This window comes from Streptomyces sp. NPDC096132 (assembly GCF_044763345.1).
In the GTDB taxonomy this organism is placed as follows: domain Bacteria; phylum Actinomycetota; class Actinomycetes; order Streptomycetales; family Streptomycetaceae; genus Streptomyces.
Genome location: NZ_JBIWGA010000014.1, coordinates 208,570 through 235,183 on the forward strand (window position 1 = coordinate 208,570; position 26,614 = coordinate 235,183).

At 71.3% G+C, this 26,614-nt stretch carries 24 protein-coding genes and 1 tRNA gene; 16 read left to right on the forward strand and 9 right to left on the reverse strand.

Annotation, left to right across the window (positions count from 1 at the left end; all coding sequences use genetic code 11):
• The first annotated feature begins 357 nt into the window (after positions 1–357).
• From ACIRF9_RS30870 to ACIRF9_RS30885, 4 genes are all read left to right on the forward strand, one after another.
• Positions 358–1,875 (forward strand): PP2C family protein-serine/threonine phosphatase, encoded by a 1,518-nt coding sequence (locus ACIRF9_RS30870; RefSeq protein ID WP_403828795.1) that lies wholly within the window; start codon positions 358–360, stop codon positions 1,873–1,875.
• Positions 1,876–1,957: 82 nt separating this feature from the next.
• The gene (locus tag ACIRF9_RS30875; protein WP_403828644.1) at positions 1,958–3,451 is read left to right on the forward strand and encodes an aminopeptidase P family protein; all 1,494 of its coding nucleotides are present in this window, start codon (positions 1,958–1,960) and stop codon (positions 3,449–3,451) included.
• Positions 3,452–3,555: 104 nt separating this feature from the next.
• Positions 3,556–4,896: a PLP-dependent aminotransferase family protein gene (locus tag ACIRF9_RS30880; RefSeq protein WP_403828646.1), complete on the forward strand. Its 1,341-nt coding sequence runs from the start codon at positions 3,556–3,558 to the stop codon at positions 4,894–4,896.
• Between the two features lie 67 nt (positions 4,897–4,963).
• Positions 4,964–6,181 carry an MFS transporter gene (locus ACIRF9_RS30885; protein WP_403828648.1) on the forward strand — a complete coding sequence of 406 codons (1,218 nt, stop codon included), beginning with the start codon at positions 4,964–4,966 and terminating at the stop codon, positions 6,179–6,181.
• Here ACIRF9_RS30885 and ACIRF9_RS30890 read toward each other — a convergent pair.
• The 3 genes from ACIRF9_RS30890 to ACIRF9_RS30900 all read right to left on the reverse strand — a co-directional run bounded on the left by ACIRF9_RS30890 (position 6,156) and on the right by ACIRF9_RS30900 (position 8,524).
• Complete coding sequence (locus ACIRF9_RS30890) at positions 6,156–6,989, reverse strand: triphosphoribosyl-dephospho-CoA synthase (protein ID WP_403828650.1); 834 nt, start codon at positions 6,987–6,989, stop codon at positions 6,156–6,158. The two genes, ACIRF9_RS30885 and ACIRF9_RS30890, sit on opposite strands and share 26 nt — an antisense overlap.
• A 9-nt stretch (positions 6,990–6,998) precedes the next feature.
• Positions 6,999–7,934, reverse strand: coding sequence for an intradiol ring-cleavage dioxygenase (locus ACIRF9_RS30895; RefSeq protein WP_403828652.1), 936 nt, complete (start codon positions 7,932–7,934; stop codon positions 6,999–7,001).
• A 134-nt stretch (positions 7,935–8,068) separates the two neighbouring features.
• Complete coding sequence (locus ACIRF9_RS30900; protein WP_403828654.1) at positions 8,069–8,524, reverse strand: ATP-binding protein; 456 nt, start codon at positions 8,522–8,524, stop codon at positions 8,069–8,071.
• Positions 8,525–8,777: 253 nt separating this feature from the next.
• Here ACIRF9_RS30900 and ACIRF9_RS30905 point away from each other — a divergent pair, with 253 nt between their 5' ends.
• From ACIRF9_RS30905 to ACIRF9_RS30945, 9 genes are all read left to right on the forward strand, one after another.
• Positions 8,778–9,650: a hypothetical protein gene (locus ACIRF9_RS30905; RefSeq protein WP_403828656.1), complete on the forward strand. Its 873-nt coding sequence runs from the start codon at positions 8,778–8,780 to the stop codon at positions 9,648–9,650.
• Positions 9,651–9,790: 140 nt separating this feature from the next.
• Complete coding sequence (locus tag ACIRF9_RS30910) at positions 9,791–10,546, forward strand: YcnI family protein (RefSeq protein WP_403828658.1); 756 nt, start codon at positions 9,791–9,793, stop codon at positions 10,544–10,546.
• Positions 10,547–10,645: 99 nt separating this feature from the next.
• Positions 10,646–11,299 (forward strand): SCO family protein, encoded by a 654-nt coding sequence (locus tag ACIRF9_RS30915; RefSeq protein WP_403828660.1) that lies wholly within the window; start codon positions 10,646–10,648, stop codon positions 11,297–11,299.
• Positions 11,296–11,754 carry a copper chaperone PCu(A)C gene (locus tag ACIRF9_RS30920; RefSeq protein ID WP_403828661.1) on the forward strand — a complete coding sequence of 153 codons (459 nt, stop codon included), beginning with the start codon at positions 11,296–11,298 and terminating at the stop codon, positions 11,752–11,754. The genes ACIRF9_RS30915 and ACIRF9_RS30920 overlap by 4 nt, the downstream gene beginning before the upstream one ends.
• A 13-nt stretch (positions 11,755–11,767) precedes the next feature.
• A complete protein-coding gene (locus tag ACIRF9_RS30925; RefSeq protein ID WP_403828662.1) occupies positions 11,768–13,672 on the forward strand; it encodes a copper resistance CopC/CopD family protein in 1,905 nt (634 codons plus the stop codon).
• Between the two features lie 8 nt (positions 13,673–13,680).
• A complete protein-coding gene (gene efeB, locus ACIRF9_RS30930) occupies positions 13,681–15,000 on the forward strand; it encodes an iron uptake transporter deferrochelatase/peroxidase subunit (RefSeq protein WP_403828663.1) in 1,320 nt (439 codons plus the stop codon).
• A 133-nt stretch (positions 15,001–15,133) separates the two neighbouring features.
• Positions 15,134–16,066 (forward strand): prephenate dehydratase, encoded by a 933-nt coding sequence (pheA, locus tag ACIRF9_RS30935; protein ID WP_403828665.1) that lies wholly within the window; start codon positions 15,134–15,136, stop codon positions 16,064–16,066.
• A gap of 564 nt (positions 16,067–16,630) precedes the next feature.
• A complete protein-coding gene (gene serS, locus ACIRF9_RS30940) occupies positions 16,631–17,908 on the forward strand; it encodes a serine--tRNA ligase (RefSeq protein WP_403828667.1) in 1,278 nt (425 codons plus the stop codon).
• Positions 17,905–18,729, forward strand: coding sequence for an HAD family hydrolase (locus tag ACIRF9_RS30945; RefSeq protein ID WP_403828669.1), 825 nt, complete (start codon positions 17,905–17,907; stop codon positions 18,727–18,729). Before serS ends, ACIRF9_RS30945 begins: the two co-directional genes overlap by 4 nt.
• A gap of 99 nt (positions 18,730–18,828) precedes the next feature.
• Here the strand turns inward: ACIRF9_RS30945 and ACIRF9_RS30950 are convergent.
• The 6 genes from ACIRF9_RS30950 to ACIRF9_RS30975 all read right to left on the reverse strand — a co-directional run bounded on the left by ACIRF9_RS30950 (position 18,829) and on the right by ACIRF9_RS30975 (position 23,039).
• Positions 18,829–18,916 (reverse strand) — tRNA-Ser (locus ACIRF9_RS30950).
• Positions 18,917–19,166: 250 nt separating this feature from the next.
• Positions 19,167–19,409, reverse strand: coding sequence for a hypothetical protein (locus ACIRF9_RS30955; RefSeq protein ID WP_403828671.1), 243 nt, complete (start codon positions 19,407–19,409; stop codon positions 19,167–19,169).
• A gap of 113 nt (positions 19,410–19,522) precedes the next feature.
• A complete protein-coding gene (locus tag ACIRF9_RS30960; protein WP_403828673.1) occupies positions 19,523–20,242 on the reverse strand; it encodes an ABC transporter permease subunit in 720 nt (239 codons plus the stop codon).
• Between the two features lie 10 nt (positions 20,243–20,252).
• Positions 20,253–21,164, reverse strand: coding sequence for an ABC transporter ATP-binding protein (locus ACIRF9_RS30965; RefSeq protein WP_403828675.1), 912 nt, complete (start codon positions 21,162–21,164; stop codon positions 20,253–20,255).
• A complete protein-coding gene (locus ACIRF9_RS30970) occupies positions 21,161–22,069 on the reverse strand; it encodes an ABC transporter permease (protein ID WP_403828677.1) in 909 nt (302 codons plus the stop codon). Before ACIRF9_RS30970 ends, ACIRF9_RS30965 begins: the two co-directional genes overlap by 4 nt.
• Entirely contained in the window at positions 22,059–23,039 is a 981-nt protein-coding gene (locus ACIRF9_RS30975; protein ID WP_403828798.1) for an ABC transporter ATP-binding protein, read from the reverse strand. The genes ACIRF9_RS30970 and ACIRF9_RS30975 overlap by 11 nt, the downstream gene beginning before the upstream one ends.
• Before the next feature lie 215 nt (positions 23,040–23,254).
• Between ACIRF9_RS30975 and ACIRF9_RS30980 the strand changes: the two genes are divergently transcribed.
• The 3 genes from ACIRF9_RS30980 (at position 23,255) to ACIRF9_RS30990 (ending at position 26,612) form a co-directional block, all read left to right on the forward strand.
• Positions 23,255–24,121, forward strand: a complete 867-nt coding sequence (locus ACIRF9_RS30980; RefSeq protein WP_403828678.1) for a M24 family metallopeptidase — start codon at positions 23,255–23,257, stop codon at positions 24,119–24,121.
• Positions 24,118–25,878 carry an SDR family oxidoreductase gene (locus tag ACIRF9_RS30985; protein WP_403828680.1) on the forward strand — a complete coding sequence of 587 codons (1,761 nt, stop codon included), beginning with the start codon at positions 24,118–24,120 and terminating at the stop codon, positions 25,876–25,878. Before ACIRF9_RS30980 ends, ACIRF9_RS30985 begins: the two co-directional genes overlap by 4 nt.
• Positions 25,879–26,063: 185 nt before the next feature.
• Positions 26,064–26,612 carry an RNA 2'-phosphotransferase gene (locus ACIRF9_RS30990; RefSeq protein WP_403828682.1) on the forward strand — a complete coding sequence of 183 codons (549 nt, stop codon included), beginning with the start codon at positions 26,064–26,066 and terminating at the stop codon, positions 26,610–26,612.
• Positions 26,613–26,614 lie beyond the last annotated feature (2 nt).

Genomic DNA, 26,614 nt, shown 5'->3' on the forward strand with positions numbered 1-26,614 from the left:
TCCGCCGACTTGCGTCCATCAAAAGGCCGGGCGTGGCGTGGGGTGGCGAAGTCTGGCGTTTTGCCGCCTGCGGTATTTCTCTCCGCCTCCGCCACGGGAGGATGGGGCACGGTCGTCGGTGGCTATGACGCCCGGATCGGTCACCAGGTTCCGGGTGGCTCCCGACGACCCCTGGTCCTTACCGAGTACGTACCCATCACGACCGCTGTGACGCTCCGTCGAGCAAGCCCAGTCGACCGCAAACAACCGTAACCCGAGTCAGTTTTAAGCCAATTTTGCTATTCCACAAGAGGGCCGGAAGAGGCATGCCTGATTCCCCCCAAAGGCCCCATGGACACCAGTAATCCCAGCAGGACAATGCTGGACATCCCCTTACGAGTGCGTGTAGATGTGGAGACACTGCTAGCGGCGCAGATTGACATGGGGGTTTGCGATGCTTTTGAGCAATACGCTCCGGTCCGAGAGCCGGGCGCCATGAACGCCCCTCACGCTCCGAAAGTGGCTGGAATCGATTCAACGGTTCCCTCGCCCGCACACACTGTCGCGCCCGTGCCCGCATCCCCGGGCGCCCCACCGGCCGCCGCGGCCCCCTCCGGCCCGGGAGCCCTGCTGACGGACCGGCTCGCAGGCTGGGTCTCGGACCTCACGACCCTGCACGAACTGACCGAACGCCTGGCCCGCACGGACACCCTTCCCGACGCCCTGACCGAACTGCTGCGCGCCGGAGCCGCCCTCGTGGGCGCCCGGCGCGGTCTCGTCGTCCTGGAGCCGGCCAACGGCCTCGGTCCCGACAGCACGATCGGCCTGGGCCTCGGCCGCGCGGATCTCGGGCACATCGAGACCGTGCCGCGCAGCGCCATCTCCTACGGCCGGATCCTCGACGGGCTGCCCGGCGGCGAGGGCGAGATCGCCGAACCGGACCTGTTCGCCGAGGACGGTCTCGACCCCCGTCACCGCGAGGTCGCCGCCCGCCTGGGCTACGCCGCCAGCTACGCCCTGCCCCTGGTCGCCGAGGGCGCCGAGGGCCGCGTCGGAGCGGCCGTCTGGCTCTACGACGAGCCCGCCGAACCCGGCGAGCGCCAGCGGCACCTGGTCGGCCTGTACGTCCGCACCGCCGCCGAGCACCTGGCCCGGCTCCTCGAGGTCGAGCGCACCCGCGCGTCCATGGCGACGATGGCCGAGGAACTGCTGCCCTCCCGGCTGCCCAGGGTGCCCGGCGTCCAGCTCGCGGCCCGGCACCGTACCGGCCCGCGCGGGGGCGGCGACTGGTACGACGCGCTGCCGCTGCCGGACGCGGCCCTGGGCCTCGCGGTCGGGTCGGTCACCGGGTCGGGGCCGAGCGCGATCGCCGCGATGGGAAGGCTGCGCGCCTCCCTGCGGGCGTACGCCGTGATGGAGGGCGAGGACCCGGTCGCCGTGCTGTCCGACCTGGAGCTGCTGCTGCGGCTGACCGAGCCCGCGCGGTCCGCGACCGCCCTGTTCGCCTACTGCGAGCCCGCGCTGCGCAAGATCACCCTGGCCGGCGCCGGGCACTGCCCGCCGCTGCTGCTGGGAGAGCGGCGCACGGAGTTCGTGGAGACCTCCGTCTCGGCGCCGCTGGGCATGCTGGCCTGCTGGGAGGCGCCGAGCGTGGAACTGGAGCCGGAGCCCGGCGAGACGGTTCTGCTCTACACCGACGGGCTGCTGCACCGCACCGGCGATCCCGTCGACCGCGCCTTCGCCCGGCTGCACGCGGCCGCCTCCGGGGTGCCGAAAGCGGTGCGCCACGACCCCGGCGCGGTCGCCGATCACATGCTGCGCACGGTCCTGCCGGACGGGGCGGCCGAACGGGACAGCGAGGAGGACGTGGTGCTGCTCGCGGCACGCTTCGAGTGAATCGCGGTGACAGGACCTTCCCTCCTGGGCCCCCTTACGTACGACCGTACGATGGAGGGGGTCCAGTGCCGTATCGAGGAGGATGACCGTGGCCGACGAGCTCACCCCGGCCGTGCCCGATTCTGCTGCTGACGCAGCGGGCCCGGAGACTGAGTCCGAGGAGCCGATCAAGCAGCGCAAGAACGGCCTGTACCCGGGCGTGTCCGACGAGCTGGCCGAGAACATGAAGTCCGGCTGGGCCGACACGGAGCTGCGTGACCTGGAGCCGATCGCCCAGGCCGCCGAGACCGCCGCCCGCCGCGCCGCGCTCTCCGCGCGCTTCCCGGGCGAGCGCCTGGTGATCCCCGCGGGCCATCTGAAGACCCGCTCGAACGACACGGACTACCCCTTCCGCGCGTCCGTCGAGTACGCCTACCTCACCGGCAACCAGACCGAGGACGGCGTCCTGGTCCTGGAGCCCCAGGGCGAGGGCCACGAGGCGACGATCTACCTCCTGCCGCGCTCCGACCGCGAGAACGGCGAGTTCTGGCTCTCCGGCCAGGGCGAGCTGTGGGTCGGCCGCCGGCACTCCCTCACCGAGGCGCAGAAGCTGTACGGCATCCCGGCCTCCGACGTGCGCGAGCTCGCCGACCGGCTGCGCGAGGCCACGGGCCCGGTGCGGGTCGTGCGCGGGTACGACGCCGGCATCGAGGAGGCGCTGACCGACAAGGTCACCGGCGAGCGCGACGAGGAGCTGCGGGTGTTCCTCTCCGAGGCCCGGCTGGTCAAGGACGCCTTCGAGATCGGCGAGCTGCAGAAGGCCGTCGACTCGACCGTGCGCGGCTTCGAGGACGTGGTGAAGGTCCTCGACAGGGCCGAGGCGACGAGCGAGCGCTACATCGAGGGCACGTTCTTCCTCCGCGCGCGGGTGGAGGGCAACGACATCGGGTACGGCACGATCGCCGCCGCCGGTCCGCACGCCTGCACGCTGCACTGGGTGCGCAACGACGGCCCGGTCCGCTCCGGCGACCTGCTCCTGCTGGACGCGGGCGTCGAGACGCACACGTACTACACCGCGGACGTCACGCGCACGCTGCCGATCGGCGGCCGGTACACCGAGATCCAGAAGAAGATCTACGACGCCGTGTACGAGGCCCAGGAGGCCGGTATCGCGGCCGTCAAGCCGGGCGGCAAGTACCGCGACTTCCACGACGCGGCGCAGCGCGTGCTCGCCGAGAAGCTCGTCGAGTGGGGGCTGGTCGAGGGTCCGGTGGAGCGGGTGCTGGAGCTGGGTCTGCAGCGCCGCTGGACGCTGCACGGCACCGGGCACATGCTCGGCATGGACGTGCACGACTGCGCCGCCGCGCGCGTGGAGTCGTACGTCGACGGCACGCTGGAGCCGGGCATGGTGCTGACCGTCGAGCCCGGGCTGTACTTCCAGGCCGACGACCTGACCGTGCCCGAGGAGTACCGGGGCATCGGCGTGCGGATCGAGGACGACATCCTGGTGACGGAGGACGGCAACCGGAATCTGTCCGCCGGGCTGCCCAGGCGGTCGGACGAGGTCGAGAGCTGGATGGCTTCGCTGAAGGGCTGACGTCGGAACCGACGGCCGGGTACCAGTCAGGTGCCCGGCCGCGCTGCGGTCTGCGGGCTGTGGGGGCTGATCGCACAGTTCCCCGCGCCCAGGGGGGAACTGCTGTGGACCTGCATTTGGACGCCGACCCTGTGGAAGGGCGTCGGGCCGGGCTGGAACGGGCTCTGCGGGACGCCGTACGGGACGGGCGGCTGGCGCCCGGGGACCGGCTGCCCGCGACGCGACGGCTCGCGGACGAGATCGGCATCTCGCGGAACACCGTCAAGGCGGCCTACGACCAGCTCGTCGCCGAGGGGTATCTCACCGCCCGGCAGGGGTCCGGGACCCGGGTCGCCTCGCTGCCCGCGGCCGGCGCCGAACCGCCGGAGGCCGTCGCACACGCGCGTGAGCCCCGTTTCGATCTGCGGCCGGGCAGCCCGGACGTCGGCGCGTTCCCGGCGGCGGCCTGGCTGCGGGCGCTGCGCCGCGCCATCGCGACGGCGCCCTCCCTGGCGTACGACTACGGCGATCCGCGCGGCCGTATCGAGCTGCGCACGGCGCTGTCGGGGTATCTGGCGCGGGCGCGGGGTGTGGTCGCGCCGCCGGAGCGGATCGTGATCACCTCCGGGTATGTGCAGGGGCTGGCGCTGCTCACGCGCGTCCTGGACGGTGCCGAGATCGCGATGGAGGACCCGGGGCTGCCGTTCCACCGGGAGGTGGTGCGGCACAACGGCGGGAGCGTCGTGCCCGTCGGCGTCGACGAGCAGGGGGTGCGCGTCGCGGAGCTGGGGGGCGCGCGGGCCGTGGTGGTCACGCCCGCGCACCAGTACCCGACCGGCGTCACCCTGCACCCGGAGCGGCGGCGGGCGCTGACGGACTGGGCACGCGCGCGCGAGGGGCTGATCGTCGAGGACGACTACGACGGGGAGTTCCGCTACGACCGGCAGCCCGTCGGCGCGCTCCAGGGGATGGCCCCGGGGCAGGTGGTGTATCTGGGCACCGCCTCCAAGACCCTCGGCCCCGCGCTGCGGCTCGGCTGGATGGTGCTGCCGCCGCAGCTGGTCGACGCCGTCGCCGACGCCAAGCTGCACAGCGACCACCACACCGAGTCCATCGGCCAGCTGGCCCTCACCGAGCTGATCGACAGCCACGCCTACGACCGTCACGTGCGCGCGTGCCGGCTGCGCTACCGGCGCCGCCGCGACCTGCTGCTGGACCGGCTGGGCAGCCGCCGGGGCGTACGCGGGATCGCGGCCGGGCTGCACGCTCTGGTGGAGGTCGGCGACGAGGCGGAGGTGCTGGCGCGCGCGGAGGCTGAGGGGCTGGCGGTCGGACGGCTCGGGGAGCACTGGCACGGGCCCGCGACCGGGCGTCCGCAGGGGCTGGTCGTCGGCTACGGGACACCGCGCGAGCGGGCGTACCCGGAAGCGCTGGAGGCGTTGGCGAAGGTGCTGGACGAAAGCTGATTGGACCAGTCTTACGGCGTTCGATTGGTGCTGCCCGGCGGTCCAATGCCCCTCTAGCGTCGAGGGTATGACCAAGACTCCCCCGGGACGCCTGCTCGCGCTCGCCCAGTTGAGCAACTCGGTCGGGGACGGCGCCTACTACACGACGTCGGCCCTGTACTTCACCCAGGTCGTCGGCCTCGCGCCGGCGCGCGTGGGGCTCGGGCTGACCGTGGGGTGGGCGGTCGGCTCGCTGGCCGGGGTGCCGCTGGGGCGGCTCGCGGACCGGCGCGGGGCGCGCGGGACGGCGGTGCTGCTGGCGCTGGCGACCGGGCTCGCGGTGGCGGCCTTCACGGTCGTCCGCGGGTTCGTGCCGTTCGTGCTGGTGGCGTGCGGGTACGCGGCCGCGCAGTCGGGGCTCGCGGCGGCGCGGCAGGCGCTGCTGGCGGGACTCGTGCCCGCCGGGGAGCGCACGGGGCTGCTCGCGCGTCTGCAGTCGACGCTGAACGCCGGGCTCGCGGTGGGCGCGGGGCTCGGAGGGCTCGCCCTGCACGCCGGGACGCGGGAGGCGTACGCCGCGGTGTTCGTGGTGGACGCGGTGAGTTTCCTGGTGTGCGCGCTGCTGCTTGCGGGGTTGCCCCGGGTGGCACCGGTCGTGGTCCGTCCGCGCGGGAGCGGCCTCGGGGTGCTGCGCGACCGGCCGTACGCGGTCGTGGCGCTGCTCAACACCGTGCTGTTGCTGCGCATGCCGCTGCTGAGTCTCGTACTGCCGCTGTGGATCACCGAGCGGACCGGGGCGCCGGCCTGGCTGGTGTCCGCGCTGTTCGTGCTGAACACGGCCGTGGTGACGGTGTTCCAGGTACGGGCGGCGCGTGGGGTGACCGGGCTCGACAGTGCCACGCGGGCGGTGCGGCGTGCGGGGTGGGTGATGTGCGCCGCGTGCGCCGTGTTCGCGTTGTCCGCGGGGGCGTCGGCGTGGGTGGCGGCGGGTGTGCTGGTGGTGGGGGCCGTGCTGCAGGTGATCGCGGAGATGGGGCAGTCGGCGGGTTCCTGGCAGCTCTCCTTCGACCTGGCCCCGGCCGACCGCGTCGGCGAGTACCAGGGCCTGTTCGGCACGGGCGTCACGGTGGCCCGCACCCTGGGCCCGCTCGTGCTGACCTGGTTGCTGGTGGAGTGGGGCACGCCCGGCTGGCTGCTGCTGGGCGCGGTGATGGTGGCGGCGTCGTACGCGATGGGGCCGGCGGCGCGCGGGGCGGCCGCCGGCCGTGCGCCCGAGGGGGTCAGGCGGCCCGTACCAGTGAACTGACCGGCAGGGAGTCCACGAACAGCGCGCCCGCCAGCAGGCCCGCGCTGCCGCGTGGGCTCCACGCGCGCGTATGCAGGTCGGCGTCGAGGGCGGAGAGCGCCTCGCGGCCCGCCTCCGTCGCCGCGCCGCCCGCCTCCAGGACGCCGCGGGCGCCCGCCTGGACGTGCCGCAGGCCCAAGGGCCCCGCGGTGTACAGGAGTTCGGAGTCCTGGAGGGTGGACATCACGGTGAGCAGGGCGTCCAGCTGTGCCTCGGCCTCGCCCGCGCCGGCGGAGCGTGCCTTGGCCAGGGCGTCCAGCGCCCGCCGTACATGAGGGAACCCGGCGCGTGCCTCGCCCCTGGCGCCTGCCGCGCCGTACTTCGCCGAGACCGTCGAACCGCGTGACGGCCGCCGAGGGGCGCCCCGGTCGGGGTGCGCGGCGATCCGCTTGGCGGTCTGGGCGACCTCGGCGCCCCGTGCCCGCGGGTTGAGCGCGGCCGCCGCGACCAGCAGGCCCAGCGTCCACAGGGCACCCCGGTGTCCACCACCGGCCAGGCCCACCGAGTGTTCGGTGCACCGTCCGATCGCGCCGAGCTCGGCACGGAGCCGGGGCGTGGGTTCGCCGGTGCGGCGAGCGGCGGCGGCCATCGCCGCAAGGCCTGGTGCGAGCGCCTTGGCCGACCAGCGCAGCCCGCAGTGGTCCCTGCGGGTGACACGGGCGTCCAGGTCACGGGGGTCGGGCAGGCCCGGCTTGGGGGCCAGGGCCAGCTGACCGGTCAGCGCGGCCACGGCGGCCTGCGCGAGCACGTCGTCCTCACGGCTGGTCATGACCCCGCCTTACGAGGACGTGGTGGCGGAGTCGGTGGGGGCGTCGCTCGGCGGGGTACCCGTCGGGGCGTCGCCCGGCGGAGTGCCGCCGTCGCCGCCACCGCTGCCGCTGCCCGCGCCGGTGCTCTCGGCGTCCGGGTCGATGCCGAGGGTGAGGAAGCCCTTGTAGCCCTTGGAGGGGTCCTTCTTGTGGACGGCCTCGAGGGTCAGCAGGCCGCTGGAGGCGCCGCCGCCGTCGTAGACCATGTCGTTGTCGAGGGTGGTGTAGCTGCCGGAGTGCTGGGAGTAGGGCTCCAGGGTGAAGATCTCCTCGGCGATCGCGTCGTCGAAGAAGAACTGACCGGTGTAGTTGACCTTGCCGCCCTCGTAGGTGCCGTCCTCCTTCTCGCCGCCGGTGTGCACCTTGACGTGGATGTGGCAGGTGCGCGGGGTGTACCAGCCGGGGAAGATCGTCTCGAACTTGACGACCCCGTTGGCGTTGGCGATCTGGTAACCGCGCAGGTAGGTGTTGTCGTTGGCGGTGGAGCCGTCCTCGCTCTCGGCGGGGGCCGAGCCGCCGGGGTTGGCGGTGGTGTAGCCGGAGTAGTAGCCCCAGGCGTCGCAGTGCCAGATCTCGACGGCGGCGCCCTTGACCGGGGTGCAGCCGTCGGTGGCGTCGACGACGGTCAGACGCAGGGTCAGCGGTACGCCGCTCTTGCCTTCGGTGATGTCCTTGCGCACCAAGGCACCGTCGAGGTAGTAGGGCCCTTCCGTGACGCTGGTCATCAGCGTCATGCACTCGCTGCTGGTCGCGGTGGCGTCCGCGGTCGCCTCGGTGTCCGTGGTGGTGTCGGCGAAGGCCGACTGGTAGCCCGCGACGGCGAGTCCGCCGGCCGCGACCGTGCCGCCCGTCACCGCGAGGGCGCGGCGCCGGGTGATGGTGGTGTCTTTGTGGTTTCCCGTCATGACCAGGAAATTAGGAACGCAGACCATCAACGGGCTGGAAGAACGCTGAGAGGAACCTGTGAGTGCTGAGGAACCTGAAGTGGCTTACGGCTCAGCCGATCTGAACGGCCGTCACGCATCCGCCCGAAGGACGGTCACACGGCCATCAGCGGGGCGTCCTTGCGCCACTTCAGGATCTTGTCGAAGCTGACCACCGCCCCGCCGCGGCCCGGCGTGTTGCCGATGTGGACGTGGTCGGCGAGCTCCTGGATGAGGAAGAGGCCCCGGCCCTGCTCCGCGTCGGTGCTCGTGCGCACCGGTGTGGGGGCGGGGCGTTCGGCGGTGAATCCGGGGCCCGAGTCGGCGACCTCGATACGACACTTCTCGCCGTCGAGGTAGGCGGTGACCCGGTACGCCTCCGAGGAGCCTCCGCGCGCGGTGTCCCCGCCGTGCTCGACGGCGTTGGCACATGCCTCGCTCAGGGCGACGGACAGGTCGTAACTGACGTCGGGATCGACCCCGGCCGTCTCCATGGTGCCGAGCAGCAGACGGCGGGCGAGCGGAACGCTCGCGGCTTCGCGCCGCAGATGGAGTGACCACCAGATGCTCATGCTCCAGCCTCCTGGCCGCGGCTCGACATACCGATACGTATTGCCGCCCGCGCGCGTATGTAAGCGCGAATTCCGCGTGATGCCGCCCATATGGGGGATGCGCGGACGACCGGAATCGGTGTATGTGCGGCTCAGGCGGTATCAGTCGTACCAGTCGTCACAGAAGGTGATCTTCCGCATCGTAGGTCGCCGTACCGCATCTTGTGGACCTGCCGTATGGCGGCGGTAAGGCCAGTGCGATGATGAGCCCGCCATGACTGCCCCCCACCAGCGCGCGGCGCGCCCCCGAAGCGAGCGCTCCGGCGCGCGCTTCGGACGCGAGGTCCGACTGCTGCGGGCCGCGGTGTTCACCGCGGTCTGCGTCGTGCTGGCCGCGGCGGGGCACTCGATGGCCTCCTGTGCCACGGTTCCGCTGTGGACCCTGGGCGCCGGGTTCCTGGGCGCCCTCGCGGTCGTGCTGCCGCTCGCCGGGCGTGAGCGTTCGCTGCCGGGCGTCGTGGCGCTGCTCGCCGTCGGACAGACCGTGCTGCACACGCTGTTCGGGCTCGGGCAGCACACCGCTTCCGCGTCCGGCGCGGCCACCGCGATGTCCGCGTCCGACGCGGCGCTCGTCGCCCGGGCGGCCCGGCTGGTCTGCGGGGCGACGGCGGCGGCGATCAGTCCCGCCCAGGCCCGCAAGCTCCTCGTCGACGCGCGGCTCTACAGCGCGACCGACGCCACGGACATGAGCGGCATGAGCGGCATGGGTTCCATGCACCACCCGGCGGACGCCCTGAGCACCGCCGACGCGTCGATGTCCCTGCTGCCGTCCCTGCCGATGCTGCTCGGTCACCTCCTCGCGGCCCTCGCCGCGGGCTGGCTGCTGCGGCGCGGTGACTCGGCTCTGCGGCGGCTGATCCACCTGTCGGCGCACGGCGTCGCCGAGGGGGCGCTCGTACGGTCCCTGCGCGGGGCGCTCGCTCTGGTGCGTGCCCTCCTCGCGGGGCTGCCGGCCACGCCGGAAGCGGGCCCGCGCGCCGCGCTCACCGCCTTCCGCGCGCCTCCGGGACCCCGTACCACCGCACTCCAGCACACGGTGATCAGACGCGGCCCGCCGGCCGCGTCCGCACTCGTCCTCGCTGCCTGACGCGACACGACCAGCACTCCGTGGGAGGGGTGGCCGCTGTCGTGCGGCACGCGCGCGTGCGTATGTCCCGCCGGTCCCTTCCGGCACCGGGGCGCACGCCTCCCCGCGTCAGACCTCACTCGGAGTGGAGTGCTCGTTTCATGAAGGCTTCCCGTCTCGCCGCCGCCACCGCCGTCGCCGGCATCACCGTCCTCGCCCTGTCCTCGCCCGCCCTCGCGCACGTCTCCGTCCAGGCGGAGGGCACTGCCGCCAAGGGCGGTTACGCGGTCGTCGACTTCAAGGTCCCCAACGAGCGCGACAACGCCTCGACCACCAAGCTCGAGGTCAACTTCCCCACCGACCACCCGCTGTCCTCCGCGATGCCGGAGCCGATCAACGGCTGGAAGATCCAGGTCACCAAGGCCAAGCTCGACAAGCCCCTCGAGGTGCACGGCCAGCAGATCACCGAGGCCGTCTCCAAGATCACGTGGACCGCGACCGGCAAGGGCATCGAGCCCGGCTACTTCCAGAAGTTCCCGGTGTCCGTCGGCGCGCTGCCCGACGACGCCGAGGAACTCGTCTTCAAGGCGGTCCAGACGTACTCCAACAAGGAGGTCGTGCGCTGGATCGAGGTGCAGGAGGACGGCGCGGAGGAGCCGGAGAACCCGGCGCCCGTGCTCGCCCTGACCGAAGCCTCCGAGGGCGACCACCACGGCGGCACGACCGCCGAGGAGGCCTCCGACGAGTCCTCCGACGAGGCAGAGGCCGCCGCCGCGACGACCGAGGCGGCCTCCGACTCCTCCGACGGCAGTGACACCACCGCCCGCGTCCTCGGCCTGGTCGGCATTGTCGTCGGTGCCGCCGGAGTGGCGTACGGCGTGCTCGCCGGCCGCCGCCGGACGACGTCCGACGCCTGACCCACCCCGCTCCATCGCCGCGCGCACCGGGGCCCGTGCACCCGCACGGAGGCACGACCCCGGTGCACGCCGGAGTTCACACATCTGGGACATTTCTCTATGCGCAAGAAGACGTTCGCCGCGGCCGCGCTACTCGCCGCCGCCACCCTCACCCTCTCCGCGTGCGGCAGCGAGGACAGCGCCGGCAGCTCCGTCGCCGCCGTCTCCGAGGAGAACGGCAAGCAGCAGGCCGCGACCGTGCTCGACCAGCCCTTCACCAAGCCGGACCTGGTCCTCACCGACACCCAGGGCAAGTCGTACGACCTCCGCAAGGAGACCGAGGGCCACCCCACGCTGCTCTACTTCGGCTACACCAACTGCCCGGACGTCTGCCCGCTGACGATGAACAACATCGCCGTCGCCAAGAAGCAGTTGTCCAAGGCCGACCAGGACGAGCTGCGCGTGGTGTTCGTCACCACCGACCCGGACCGGGACACCCCGGCCGCGCTCGGCAAGTGGCTCAAGGGGATCGACCCCCAGGTCGTCGGCCTCACCGGCAAGTTCGCCACGATCCAGGCCGCCGCCCGCACCGTCGGCATCTCCGTCGAGGCACCGCACAAGGACAAGAACGGCAAGATCGTCTCCACCCACGGCACCCAGGTCATCGCCTTCTCCCCGAAGACCGACGGCGGCTACCTGCTGTACGGCGAGGACGCCACGGTCGACGACTACATCAAGGACCTGCCCAAGATCGTCAAGGGGCAGAACCCGTGAGGCACCTCGCCGCGAGCGCCGCCGTAATCACCGGTGCGCTCCTCCTGACGGGCTGCGGCGGGGGCTCCGGCTCCGACGACAAGGCTGAGCTGTCCGTCGAGTCCGCCTACATACCGCAGCCGGTCTCGGACACCATGGCCGCGGGCTTCCTCACCGTCGTCAACAAGGGCGGCGCGAAGGACGAGCTCACCTCCGTCACCAGTGCCACCGCCGGCAGCGTCACGCTGCACGAGACCGTCGGGTCCTCGATGGAGGAGGTCACCTCCCTCGATGTGCCCGCGCACGGTCAACTCGTGTTCAAGAGCGGCGGGAACCACCTGATGTTCGAGAAGCTGAAGAGCAAGCCGGTGCAGGGCGAGACGGTGACCGTCGAACTGCGCTTCGCCGAGTCCGGCCCGGTCGAGGTCGAGATCCCGGTGAAGTCCGCCACGTACAACCCGAAGACCGGCCACTGAGGGAGGGACCACCTTGACGCAGACCATCGCCCCCCGCGTCCGGATGCTCGTGCTGCTGTTCCTGGCGGTCACCGGCGCACTGCTCGCCGGTGCCGGACCGGCCTCCGCGCACGCCGCGCTGACCGGCAGCGACCCCGCGCAGGGGGTGGTGGTCGACAAGGCGCCCACCCAGGTGACGCTGACCTTCTCCGAGACCGTCTCGCTGAACGACGACTCGCTGCGCGTCCTCGACCCCAAGGGCACCCGCGTCGACAGCGGCAAGCCGTCCCACACCAGCGGCACCTCGTACGCGGTGAAGGTGCACTCGGGGCTGCCCGACGGCACGTACACCGTGACCTACCAGGTGGTGTCCGCCGACAGCCATCCGGTCGCCGGCGCCTACACCTTCTCCATCGGCTCCCCCTCCAAGACCAGCGTCTCGGTGTCCGACCAGGCGGCCGGCGGCGGGATCGTCGGCGGGCTCTACGGCTTCGGCCGCTATGTGTCGTACGCCGGGTTCATCGTGATGGCGGGCGGGGCGGCCTTCGTGCTGGCCTGCTGGCAGCGCGGCACCGGGGTTCGGGCGCTGCAGCGGCTGGTGGTCTCCGGCTGGCTCGCGATGACCGCCGCCACCCTGTTCCTGCTGCTCCTGCGCGGCTCCTACACCAGCTCCGGGAAGCTCGGCGACATCTTCGACCTGGAGCTGCTCGGAGAGGTCCTGCAGACCAAGACGGGCGCGGCGCTCGTCTCCCGGCTGCTCCTGCTCGCCGCGGCCGCGCTGTTCATCGCCGTGCTCTTCGGGGCCTATGACAAGCGGGAGGACGAGGAGAAGCGGGACCTGAGGTTCGGGCTCGCCGTCGGCGGGACCGTCGTGGCCGCCGGGCTCGCCGCGAGCTGGGCGATGGCCGAGCACGCCTCGACCGGGCTGCAGCCGGGCATCGCGATGCCCGTCGACGTCCTCCATCTGCTGGCGGTCGCCGCCTGGCTGGGCGGGCTCGCCGCGCTCCTCGTCGCCCTCTACCGGGCGCCCGCGGACCGGCCCGTCGAGGCCACCGCGGTCCACCGCTTCTCGCAGGTCGCCTTCGGCAGCGTCATCGCCCTGATCGCGACCGGCGTCTACCAGTCCTGGCGCCAGCTCGGCTCCTGGTCCGCCTTCACCGAGACCCGCTACGGCCAACTGCTCCTCGTCAAGATCGGTCTGGTGGCCCTGCTCGTCGGCATCGCCTGGATCTCCCGGCGATGGACCGCGCGGCTGGCCGACACCACCGTCACCGAAGAACAGGCCGAGCAGAAGCAGCCGGCCAAGGAGCATGTGACCGCCGCCGCGGGCGCCGCTGACTCCCAGCGTGCCGCCCAGCTCGCCCGGCAGCGGGCCGCCGTGGACGCCACCCGCGAGAAGCGGCTGCGGGACGGCGACCCGAACCGCTTCGGCCTGCGTCGCTCGGTGCTCGCCGAGGCCGGCGTCGCCGTCGTGCTCCTCGCCGTCACGACCTCGCTCACCTCGACCGAGCCCGGCCGTACGGAGCTGGAGGCCGCCAAGGCCGCCTCGTCCTCTTCGTCCTCGTCGTCCTCGGACTCCTCATCGGACTCCACCTCGGGTGCCCTGACCCTGGACATGTCCTTCGACACCGGCGGGACCGACGGCAAGGGCGTCGTCAGCGTCGACCTCGACCCGGCCCGCGCCGGCGCCAACGAGATGCACGTCTATGTGACCAGGCCCAACGGCCGTGGCTTCGACGTCCCCGAGGTCAAGGTCGCCTTCACCCTCGAAGCCAAGGACATCGGGCCGCTGCCCGTCGTCCCCGACCACATCACCACCGGCCACTGGGCGGCCTCCGGAGTGCAGATCCCCATGGCCGGCGAATGGAAGATCGCCGTGACCGTGCGGACCTCCGACATCGACCAGGTGACCGTCTCCAAGAACGCGCAGATCGGCTGAACCGCACCATGCCCGACCAGTCCCTTCCCGAGGCCCCCACCCCCTCCCCCGAGGCTGCCGCCACCGCGGAGTCCCGGTCCGCCGAGGACCCGGCGCGTCCGGCGCGTCTGACGCGTCTGACGCGGCGCAAGCTGCTCGGCACCGCCGGTGCCACCGGGCTCGTGCTCGGCGCGGCGGGAGCGGCCGCCGGCTATGCGGCGGCGCCCGCCCAGGCGACCCCGCTGTCCTCGATCGGCGCGGGTCAGGCGCAGTTTCACGTGAAACATCAGCCCGGCATCACCCAGGGCCTCCAGGCGCGGGGGCATCTGGTGGCCTTCGACCTCGCGGCCGGCGCGGGCCGCAAGGAGGCCGCCGCGCTGCTGCGCCGCTGGTCGGAGACGGCCCGTCGGCTGATGGCGGGCGAGGCGGCCCCGAACGACGACACGGACGTCGCGCGGGACGCCGGCCCGTCCTCGCTGACGATCACCTTCGGCTTCGGCAACAGCTTCTTCGCCCGTACCGGCCTGGACAAGCAGCGCCCGGTCGCCCTGGACCCGCTGCCGGACTTCTCCTCGGACCACCTGGACAAGGCTCGCAGCAACGGCGATCTGTGGGTGCAGATCGGTGCCGACGACGCACTGGTCGCCTTCCACGCCCTGCGCGCGATCCAGAAGGACGCGGGCAGCGCGGCGAAGGTCCGCTGGCAGATGAACGGCTTCAACCGCACGCCGGGCGCCACCGCCCACCCCATGACGGCCCGCAACCTGATGGGCCAGATGGACGGCACCCGCAACCCCAAGCCGACCGACTCCGACTTCGACGAGCGCATCTTCGTCCCGGTGAAGAGCACCAAGGACCCGGCCTGGATGGCGAACGGTTCCTACGCCGTCGTACGCCGGATCCGCATGCTCCTCGACGACTGGGAGAAGCTGTCGCAGGCCGCGCAGGAGCAGGTCATCGGGCGGCGCAAGTCCAATGGGGCGCCGCTGTCCGGGGGCAGCGAGACGACCGCGATGGACCTGGAGAAGACGGACGCGAACGGCGATCTGGTCGTCCCGATCAACGCGCACGCCCGCATCACCCGGCCCGACCAGAACGGCGGGGCGGCCATGCTGCGGCGGCCCTTCTCCTACCACGACGGCATCGACGTGGACGGCACGCCGGACGCGGGTCTGCTGTTCGTCTGCTGGCAGGCGGACCCACTGCGCGGCTTCGTCACCGTGCAGCGCAAGCTGGACCGTGGGGACGCCCTGTCGAAGTACATCCGCCACGAGTCCAGCGGCCTCTTCGCGGTGCCGGGCGGGGCGGCGGACGGGGACTACGTGGGGCAGGCGTTGCTGGAGGGGTGACGCGAGAGCCGTGAGGCAGGTCGGTTCCTCGGTCTGGTCCAACTCCTGCGCCCGGGGTTACGCGGATTCATTCGTGGGAGGGGTCTCGTGAGACAGCGGCCCATGGTTTCGCAAGGGCCATTAGGGTGAGGTCATGCCAGCGAGCTATGCGTACCTCGGCCCCGAGGGCACCTTCACGGAGGTCGCCCTGCGCACGCTTCCGGAGACCGCCACCCGGCAGCTGATTCCTTATGTGTCCGTGCAGTCCGCGCTCGACGCGGTGCGCGGCGGTGAGGCCGAGGCCGCGTTCGTCCCGATCGAGAACTCCGTCGAGGGCGGCATCACCACCACTCTGGACGAGCTGGTCGCGGGCGAGCCGCTGATGATCTACCGCGAGGTGCTGCTGTCGATCACCTTCGCGCTGCTCGTCCGGCCCGGCACCGCGCTGTCGGACATCAAGACGGTGTCCGCGCATCCGGCCGCCCAGCCGCAGGTGCGCAACTGGCTGAAGGCCAACCTCCCGGACGCCGTCTGGGAGTCGGCCGCCTCGAACGCGGACGCCGCCCGGCTGGTCCAGGAGGGCCGCTACGACGCCGCCTTCGCGGGCGAGTTCGCGGCCGCCCGGTACGGCCTGGAGGCCCTGGAGACCGGGATCCACGACGCCGAGAACGCCCAGACCCGGTTCGTGCTGGTGGGCCGGCCCGCCCGGCCCGCGGCGCCGACCGGTGCGGACAAGACGTCGGTCGTGCTGTGGCAGCGCGACGACCACCCCGGTGGGCTGCGCGATCTGCTGGGCGAGTTCGCCACCCGGGGCATCAACCTCATGGTGCTGCAGTCCCGGCCGACCGGCGCCGGCATCGGCAACTACTGCTTCTGCATCGACGCCGAGGGGCATATCTCCGACCGCCGGGTGACGGACGCGCTGATGGGGCTGAAGCGGATCTGCCGCGATGTGCGCTTCCTCGGCTCGTACCCGCGCGCGGACGTGACCAGGGCGGACGTACCGGCTCCGCTGACCGGGACCTCGGACGGGGAGTTCGTGGCGGCGGCGGACTGGGTGGCGCGCTGCCAGGACGGCCGGTTCTAGACCCGCCGCCGGGCCGGGTTCAGGCCGGTCCTACCTGCATATCTTCGTTATCCACAGGAGTTATCCACAGGTGGGCTTCTCGACCTGGGGACAAGTCGACACGGAAGCGCCACCCAGTCGACAAATCGCCCTGGAGAGGTCAAGCGCGCCCACAGCCGTGCACATCACTCTTCGTCCACCCGTTTCCTTCGATCAATCCTTTGGGGCGACCCATTTCCACTCGAAAGTGGAGCTGGAGACCGTTTGGAACGGGAATTCTTCACCGCGCGACCCCCTCTCGGAATGATCCATTCCGATGTCCACAGAGGTTTCGCACACCCTGTGGATAACTCACTCGGGGTGTGGATTCCTGTGGACAACCCCGCCCCCAAGTCCCGGCCCCCGCAAGGAAATCGAGTCAATGCGACGCCCGTCACATGCCTCGTCCCAGGGAGTGAGACACTTTTCCTTGACACGTTCCGCAAATCCCTCATAACGGAACGTAAGCCATGATTCGTAGTGTTCGGCGCGCGGTTCGGAATACGGAGTCGTGAGCCGCAACCGCGCACCGGTAGCCTTGACCGCGTGATTGACCTTCGCCTGCTCCGTGAGGACCCCGACCGTGTGCGCGCGTCCCAGCGCGCCCGTGGAGAGGACGTCGCGCTCGTCGACTCCCTCCTCTCTGCCGACGAGCGGCGCAGGTCGTCCGGCGTCCGCTTCGACGAGCTGCGCGCCGAACAGAAGTCGCTCGGCAAGCTGATCCCCAAGGCCTCCCCCGACGAGAAGGCCGAGCTGCTCAAGCGCGCCGAACAGCTCAAGGCCGACGTCAAGAGCGCCGACGCCGAGCGCGACGCGGCCGACGCCGAGACCCAGGAGCTGCTCCTGAAGCTCGGCAACCTCGTCCACCCCGACGTGCCCGTGGGCGGCGAGGAGGACTTCGCCACCCTCGAGACACACGGCACCATCCGCGACTTCGGCGCCGAGGGCTTCGAGCCCAAGGACCACCTGGAGCTCGGCCAGATCCTCGGCGCGATCGACGTCGAGCGCGGCGCCAAGGTCTCCGGCTCCCGCTTCTACTTCCTGACCGGCGTCGGCGCCCTGCTGGAGCTGGCCCTGGTCAACGCGGCGATCGCCCAGGCCACGGCGGCCGGCTTCACCCCGATGCTGACCCCGGCGCTGGTCCGCCCGCAGTCGATGGCGGGCACCGGCTTCCTCGGCCAGGCGGCCCAGGACGTCTACCACCTCGACAAGGACGACCTGTACCTGGTCGGCACCTCCGAGGTGCCCCTCGCCGCGTACCACATGGACGAGATCATCGAGGCCGACCGGCTGCCGCTGCGCTACGCCGGCTTCTCCCCGTGCTTCCGCCGCGAGGCCGGCTCGCACGGCAAGGACACCAAGGGCATCTTCCGCGTCCACCAGTTCGACAAGGTGGAGATGTTCTCCTACGTCACCCCCGAGGACTCCCAGGCGGAGCACCAGCGCCTGCTGGAGTGGGAGAAGCAGTGGCTGACCTCGCTGGAGCTGCCGTTCCGCGTGATCGACGTCGCCACCGGTGACCTCGGCTCCTCGGCCGCCCGCAAGTTCGACTGCGAGGCGTGGATCCCGACCCAGGGCAAGTACCGCGAGCTGACCTCGACCTCGGACTGCACCGAGTTCCAGTCCCGCCGGCTGTCGATCCGCGTCCGCGAGGGCAAGCAGGTCCGCCCGCTGGCCACGCTCAACGGCACGCTCTGCGCCGTCCCGCGCACGATCGTGGCGATCCTGGAGAACCACCAGCAGGCCGACGGCTCCGTGCGCGTGCCCGAGGTGCTGCGCCCGTACCTCGGCGGCCGGGAGGTCCTGGAGCCGGTCGCCAAGTGAGCACCGCGTCTCCCTCCGGGGGGTTCCCCTACAAGCTGATCGCGACCGACCTCGACGGAACGCTCCTGCGCTCCGACGAGTCGGTCTCGCAGCGCACCCGTGACGCGCTCGCCGCCACCGCGGCGGCAGGCGCGGCGCACATCGTCGTCACCGGCCGCGCGGTCCCCTGGACCCGGCACATCCTCGACGACCTCGGCTACGACGGCCTCGCCGTCTGCGGCCAGGGCGCCCAGGTCTACGACGCCGGCACGCACCGTCTGCTGACGTCGGTCACCCTGGACCGGCAGCTCGCCGGGGTGGCCCTCGCGAAGATCGAGGCGGAGGTCGGCCCGCTGTACCTGGCGGCGAGCCGGGACGGCCTGGAGGGCGAGGTGCTGGTCGGCCCCGGTTACGCGGTCACCGGCAGGCTGCCGTCGACCCCGTTCACGGACGCGTCCGACCTGTGGACCGCCCCGCTGAACAAGATCTACATCCAGCATCCGACGCTGTCCGACGACGAGCTGGCGGAGGCCTCCCGCCGGGCCGCGGGCGGTTTCGTCACCGTCGCGATGGCCGGCGAGGGCATCGTGGAGCTGCTCCCCCTGGGCCTCTCCAAGGCCACCGGGCTCTCCCTGGCGGCCCGCCGCCTCGGTCTGAAGGCCGCCGACACGATCGCCTTCGGCGACATGCCCAACGACATCCCGATGTTCGCCTGGGCGTCCCGGGGTGTGGCCATGGCCAACGCCCACGAGGAACTGAAGGCGGTGGCCGACGAGGTGACGTCCTCCAACGAGGAGGACGGCATCGCGGTGGTGGTGGAGCGACTGCTGGGCCAGGGCTAGCGGGAGCGAGGGGCTTGCGCGGGCACGACCAGCCACCACGCTCCCGCACCCGTGCGACCGCCTGTCGGTTCTCGGCCAAGTTCCAGTGACAACGTCTCGCGGAGGATGCACGGATCGAACGTGCGCGGGCCCTTCAGACCCGACCACGGTTTAGCAAACCGGTGCCTTACCACTCGGCCAATCCTCCGGGTGGGCGGCCCACGCGAGAGCGACATCGCGTGCTCGAAGCGGCCGCCCCGGGCAACTCCCCGTGCGACACGGGCTTCACGGAGGGGTAACTACTCCGAAGCCCGGCGCCGGCTGCCCTGTCGGGAGCTGGGCGTACTGCCGTGCATGGACATCGCCCCGCTCCTCTCCCGGTATGTGGTGTACACGTGCTGTACGGCAACCACTCTGCCCGGGGGACGAGTTGGGCGCCAGCGAATAAAACGCCTGTGCTAGCGGCGGCGCCACCTGCGGCGGCGGGCCTTGCTGAAGAACCATCCGGCGGGCGGCTCGTCGGAGCGCCACGGCTGCGGCTCGGGCTCCTCCGCCCGCCAGCGTGCGGCGAGCATCCGGGCTCGGGCGGACGGCTCGGACGTCTCGGCGGCCCGGATGAAGTCCTCGTCCAGGACGAGGTCGTCCCAGATCTCCTCCCCGGCCTGTCCGCGACCGTCGCTGACCGGTATGTCGTCCGCCATCCCCGTCCTCCTAGCCGTATCCGCTTTGCCCAGTGTGCCCGGAGGGAGGTGAAGGCCCCGTCAAGACCGGCCCGCCCTCCGGGAAGACGGGCCGATCGTCCGGGAAGCGCGGCCTACTCCTCGCCGGCCAGCGTCAGCGCCCGCAGCTTCTGCCCGGCGTACCAGGTGGCCAGGACGGTCACCACGACCAGGAACACCGTCGCCGTCGTCAGCCCGACGTCCGAGGTGACCAGATCCCCGCCGGCCACCTTGTGGGCGACGGCCAGCGACCACTGCTGGACGCTGAGCGTGCGCGCACCCGGCACCAGGGAGCCGAACAGGGCCTCCCAGACCAGGGCGTAGACGAGCCCGAAGACCACCGCGTGCCGCGACACCGTGCCCAGCAGCAGGAAGAGCGCCGCATAGGCGATGGAGGAGACCAGCGCGGCCACGGTGTAGGCGACGGCGATCTGCTGGCCGTTGTTGTTGAGGATGAACCCGGCGATCAGCGTCGGCAGGGCCGAGAACACCATCGTCACCGCTATCGCCACGATCAGCTTGGTGAAGATGATCGTGGGCCGCTTGATCGGCTTGGACAGCAGATACACCACGGAGCCGTCGTCGATCTCGGGGCCGATCGCGCCGGTGCCGGCGATGACGCCGATGATCGGCACCATCGTGGCCAGCGCGAGTCCGCCCAGCAGGTCGGCGGCCGTCTGGTCGTCGGCGTGCGCGAGGGCCCGCACGACCGCGGAGATCGCGATCAGCAGCAGGGGCAGGGCACCCAGGATGAGGGCCCGGCGACGGCCGAGCAGGGCTCGATAGGTGAGCCGGGCGACTGTGGGGTCGTACATCTTCGGCCTCCTACGCCGCGACCAGGTACGAGAAGACGGACTCGAGGGACTCGTCGGACGGCGAGACCGTCAGCAGCCGGATGCCGTGGTCCCTGGCGACCTTCGGCAGCAGCGTCGTGAAGCGGCCGAAGTCGACGGCCTGGATGCGCAACGCGCCTTCGGCCAGGTCGACTTCGATGCCGGAGGTCGACGGGTCGGCGATCAGCGCGGCCGCGAGGGCCCGGTCGTCGCTGGAGCGCACCAGATAGCGGTGCGGTCGGTCGGTCATCAGCCGGCGGATCTTGCGGAAGTCGCCACTGGCCGCGTGCCGTCCGGCGACGACGACCTCGATGTGCCAGGCGAGCTGCTCCACCTCTTCGAGGATGTGGGAGGAGAACAGCACGGTGCGGCCCTCGTCGCCCATGCGCCGCAGCAGGTCCATGAGCTGCATGCGCTGGCGCGGGTCCATGCCGTTGAAGGGCTCGTCGAGCAGGAGCAGCGACGGCTCGTGGACGAGGGCGCTCGCCATCTTCACGCGCTGGCGCATGCCCTTGGAGTAGGTGGAGATCTTGCGGTCCTGCGCGTACTCCATCTCGACCGTGGCCAGTGCCTTCTGGGCTGCCTTGGCGCCCAGGCCGTGCAACTCGGCGTTGGCTACGACGAATTCGCGGCCGGTGAGGAAGTCGTACATCGCCTCGCGTTCCGGGACGATGCCGATGTGCTTGTAGATCGCCTCGTTGCGCCAGACCTGTTGGCCGTCGAGGGTGACCGTGCCGGTGGAGGGGGCCAGGAAGCCGCCCATCATGTTGATGAGGGTGGACTTTCCGGCGCCGTTGGGGCCGAGCAGGCCGGTGACGCCGGGGCCGATGGTCATGGTGATGTCGTTGACCGCCACCACGTTGCCGAACCAGCGGGAGACGTGGTCGATGGAGAGCGTGGTCACAGGCCCACCTTCCGGTAGCGGCGCATCAGCAGGCCGTAGCTGGCGGCGATCAGGCCGAGGACGACGAGGACGTACACCACGCCCTCGCCCTTGGACGGACCTATCCCGCCCGGGTAGGCCGAGCCGGCGCCCAGGAACGCGGACTGCACGCCGTCGATCAGCGTGATCGGCGAGAACAGGCCGATCCACGAAATCGAGCCGGAGCTGTCCTGGACGTCGGCGATGCCCTGGAGGGTGGAGACCGCGCCGTAGGAGATGGTCAGGACGGCGATGACGGCCGCGATACCGAAGCCGCGGCGGGGGGTCACCGAGGCGATGACCAGGCCGATGCCGGCGAAGAGCAGCGAGAGCAGTGCCACGGAGACGAGTCCCTGAGCGAATCCCTCGGTCTGGTCGGCGAAGTCGAGCTTGGCCAGCAGCGCGCCGACGTAGAGCACGAGGAGAGGGGCGGCGGTGAGGACGAACAGGGCCGAGGCCAGTGCCGCGTACTTGGCGCGTACGTAGTCCGCGGTCTCGATGGGCCGCGAGAAGTACAGCGGGACGGTCTTGAAGCGCAGGTCGCGGGAGACGGACTGGGGCGCCTGCGAGGCGACGTACAGGCTGATGACGGCCTGCATGACGATCGCGTAGCGCGTGTAGTCCAGGGGGAGTTCCTTGGCCTTCGTGGCGACCGCGACGGCGACCATGATGGCCGCGGGCACGCACATCACCACGAACAGCAGCATCGGCAGCACCTTGGACTTCACCGAGCGGCCGAGGCCGTAGGCGCCGCGCAGGGACTGCGAGTAGAGCGAGCGGGTGGCGTAGGAGCGGCCGAGGCGGGCGCCGTCATAGCTGCGGTAGCCGATGTTGTGGATGCGGGTCTGGTCGCCCGAGGGGGCGGAGACCGGGTGTTCAACCGCCATGGCCGACGGCCTCCTTCCGCTGCTCGTCGCGGTCCTTCTCGTCGCTGTCCTTGAAGACCTCGGAGATGTGGTGCCTGCGCTGTTCCATGCGGACCAGGCCGAGGCCGAGGTCGGCGACCGCGTCCCGGACGACGTCGTACGTCTCCTCGCCCTGGGCGGACAGCAGCAGGATGTGGCCGGCGCCGGGCAGACCGTCGGCGGAGTCGAGGACGTCCACCCCGCGCGCGTGGAGCGCCTCGCGGATCGCGCGGGTGCCGTCCGGGTGGGCGTCGGAGTCGGTGACCTCGATCGCCAGGGTGGTGGTGGTCTGCGTGAAGTCGGTGGTGGAGCTGGAGCGCAGGAGCTTGCCGCCGTCGATGACGACGACGTGGTCGCAGGTGCGCTCCAGCTCTCCCAGGAGGTGGGAGGTGACCAGGACCGAGATGCCGAAGTCGGTGTGGATGCGGCGGATCAGGCCGAGCATCTCGTCGCGGCCGACCGGGTCGAGGCCGTTGGTGGGCTCGTCGAGGAAGACCAGCTGCGGGTCGTGCACCAGCGCCTGGGCGAGCTTGACGCGCTGCTTCATGCCGGTGGAGTAGCCCCCTATGGGGCGGTAGCGCTCCTCGTACAGCCCGACGTGGCGCAGGGTGTCCGCGGTGCGCTCGCGCGCGGCGGTGGGCGGCAGGCCGGACATGCGGGCCATGTGCACGACGAACTCGGTGGCCGAGACGTCGGGCGGCAGGCAGTCGTGTTCCGGCATGTAGCCGACCCGCTCGCGGATGGTGGCGCCCTTGGAGGCCACGTCGAGGCCGAGCACCTCGGCGCGGCCCTCGGAGGCGGGCGAGAGACCCAGCAGGATCTTGATGAGCGTGGACTTGCCGGCGCCGTTGGCACCGACGAGTCCGGTCACACCGGGTCCGATGTCCACGGACAGCCGGTCGAGAGCGGTCACCCTGGGGAACCGCTTGCTCAGGCTTTCGGTCGCGATCACAGTCACAGCCTCGAATTTAGTGACGCACGCCACGGATTTCGTCAGACCTCAGAGCCGTCTTCGCGTCAGACCTCAGATGTACGGGCCCGTAGGGGATGCCCTGCTTCAGAGTTACGGGGCAACCTATTGACGATTTATCTAACAACTGCCAGATTCGGCGTGGTCAAGTTACGGACACGTACCGCAGTCGGCGCGGACCGGTGGGACGAGGTGGCATGACGACGGCAGTGACGGGCGAACTCTCCGCCGAGCTGCGGGGATTCAGGCGGGTGCAGCGGCTCGCCTACGAGTGCGCGGAGGCGGTGGCGGCCCGGCTGGAGCCGGGGGTCACCGAGCGCGAGGCGGCTCGCATGCAGCGGGAGTGGCTGGGCGAGCGCGGTGTGCGCGACTGGTTCCATCTGCCGTTCGCCTGGTTCGGGGACCGCACGGCCTTCGCGGGCTTCCGGATTCCGCTGCAGTTCTTCCCCACCAACCGCCCGCTGGAGCCCGGGATGCCGTTCATCCTGGACATGGCACCCGTACTTCAGGGCTACACGGCGGACATCGGCTACTCGGGCGCGCTCGGCGCCCACCCGGTGCAGGAGCGGCTGATGGCCGACCTGGAGGCGCACCGGGAGCTGATCCTGCGCGAGGTCCGCGAGCGGCGGTCGCTGCGTGAGATCTATGCCGACGTCGATCGCCTCATGGTCCGCCAGGGGTACGCCAACCGGCACCGCGCGTATCCGTTCGGCGTGATCGCGCACAAGGTGGACCGGGTGAGGGAACGCCGTTTCGCGCCCCGCCTGTTCGGCTTCGGCACACAGTCCCTGAAGGGTCTGGCGGCCGACGCTCTGCACGGCCACCGCGAGGGCTGGTCGCCCCTGTGGTCGCCGTACCGTTTCTCCGACCATCCGCCGCGGCCGGGCCTGTGGGCGGTCGAACCTCATCTCGGATTCCGTGGCACGGGCGCCAAGTTCGAGGAGATCCTGGTGGTCACCGACTCCGCGGATCCCGAGGAGAGTGCCTTCTGGCTGGACGACGATCTGCCGCATATGCGGCGCTGGGCGGAAGAGAAGGCGGAGCGGAAGGTGGCGGCGGAGTGACGGTGCTGGAGGGCGCGCGCGAGCGGCGGGTGCGGACCGGTGGGATAGAGCTGTGCGTGGCCGAGCTGGGTGACCCCGGGCGGCCGACGGTCGTGCTGGTGCACGGCTACCCGGACAGCAAGGAGGTGTGGTCCGAGGTGGCGGGCCGGCTGGCCGACCGGTTCCACGTGGTGCTGTACGACGTCCGGGGCCACGGCCGTTCCACCGCGCCGAAGCCGCTGCGGGGCGGGTTCACCCTGGAGAAGCTGACGGACGACTTCCTGGCGGTCGCGGACGCGGTCAGCCCGGACCGGCCGGTGCACCTGGTGGGGCACGACTGGGGTTCGGTGCAGTCCTGGGAGTTCGTGACCGTCGAGCGGACCAGGGGCCGCATCGCGTCCTTCACGTCGATGTCCGGGCCGTCCCTCGACCACTTCGGCCACTGGATCAACAGCCGCCTCACCAAGCCCACTCCACGCCGGATCGGTCAACTCCTCGGCCAGGGCGCCAAGTCCTGGTACGTGTACCTGCTCCACACGCCCGCCCTGCCCGAACTCGCCTGGCGCGGCCCGCTCGGCAAGCACTGGCCCCGGATTCTGCGCCAGGTCGAGAAGGTGCCGGGGCGCGACTACCCGACGCCGTCCCTGCCGTCGGACGCGGCCAACGGCGCCTGGCTGTACCGGGACAACGTACGGACCCGGCTGCGCCGCCCGCGCCCCGACGCGCACGCGCACGTGCCCGTGCAGCTCATCACGCCGCTGGGCGACATGTTCCTGTCGGAGCGGCTCTACGACGAACTGGAGCGGTGGGCTCCCGAGTTGACCCGGCACACGCTCCCCGCGAAGCACTGGATCCCGCGGACGCGCCCCGACCGGCTCGCGTCCTGGATCACGGAGTTCGTCACGTCGATCGAGGACAGCGGGGCGCCGCGGCCGCGGGCCACCGGCCGCTACGCCGACCCTTTCGGCGGGCAGTTGGTGCTGGTCACGGGCGCCGGCAGCGGCATAGGGCGGGCCACGGCGTTCGCGTTCGCCGAGGCGGGAGCGCGGGTGATCGCCGTCGACCGGGACGCTCAGAGCGCGGCCCGCACCGCCGAGCTGTCCCGGCTCATCGGCGCGCCCGAGGCCTGGGCGGAGACCGTGGACGTCTCCGACGAACAGGAGATGGAGAAGCTCGCGGCCAAGGTGCACGCCGAGTACGGGGTGTTGGACGTGTTGGTGAACAACGCCGGTGTGGGGTTGTCGGGTTCGTTCTTCGACACGACGTCCGACGACTGGCGGCGGGTTCTGGACGTCAACCTCTGGGGGGTCATCCACGGGTGCAGGCTCTTCGGCCGACGGATGGCCGAGCGCGGACAGGGCGGCCACATCGTCAACACCGCGTCGGCGGCGGCCTTTCAGCCGTCCCGGGCACTGCCCGCCTACAGCACGTCCAAGGCGGCCGTGCTGATGCTGAGCGAGTGCCTGCGCGCCGAACTGGCCGGGCGGGGCATCGGCGTTACGGCGATCTGCCCCGGGCTGGTGAACACCAACATCACGGCCACGGCCACCTTCGTCGGCGTCGACGCGGCGGAGGAGAAACGCCGCCAGGATCGCTCCACGCGCGCGTACGGGCTGCGCAACTACCCGCCGGAGAAGGTCGCCGACGCGATTCTGCGTGCCGTGGCCCGTAACGAGGCGGTGGTCCCGGTGACGCCGGAAGCGCGGGGAGCGCATGTCCTGTCGCGGTTCGTGCCCAGGGTGTTGAGGGCGCTGGCCCGACTGCAGCCGCCGCTGTGAGGGGACTTCGGCCGTCCTGCCTCAACTCATGGTCCGTCAGATGACGTTGGCGAAAGGCCTCAACAGGGCGGCCGGTTGTCCACAGAATCTCCAACTTGCCTGTGGATAACTCCTGTTGGTTGTGGACCAAACCTCGGGCATAAAAGAAAATGCGTGATCCACGTCTCTCCCGTCATCCTGGATGGATGGACGAAAGACGCACCGTGAAGGTGTCGAAGTACCTCTCGAAGCACCTGCGCCATCAGCCCGAGCGGATCAGCCTCACCCTCGACGAGTCCGGCTGGGTCGAGATCGACGAGCTGATGGCGGCGTGTGCCGCGCACGGCTTCCACTTCACCCGGGACGAGCTGGACCACGTCGTCGCCCACAACGACAAGAAGCGCTTCGCGATCGAGGGCACCCGGATCCGCGCCAGCCAGGGCCACAGCATCGAGGTCGACCTCGGACTGCCCCCGGCGCCCCCGCCGCCGTACCTCTACCACGGGACCGTGGCGCGCTCCCTGGACGCGATCCGCGCCGAGGGGCTGCGGCCCATGAACCGGCACGACGTGCACCTCTCGCCCGACCGCGAGACCGCGACCCGGGTCGGCGCCCGCCGGGGCCGCCCCGTCGTCCTGTCGGTGGACGCCGGCGCCATGCACCGGGACGGACATGTCTTCCACGTCAGCGCCAACGGGGTGTGGCTGACGCAGGCCGTACCGCCGCAGTACCTGAGGTTCCCCGAGAAGCACTGACC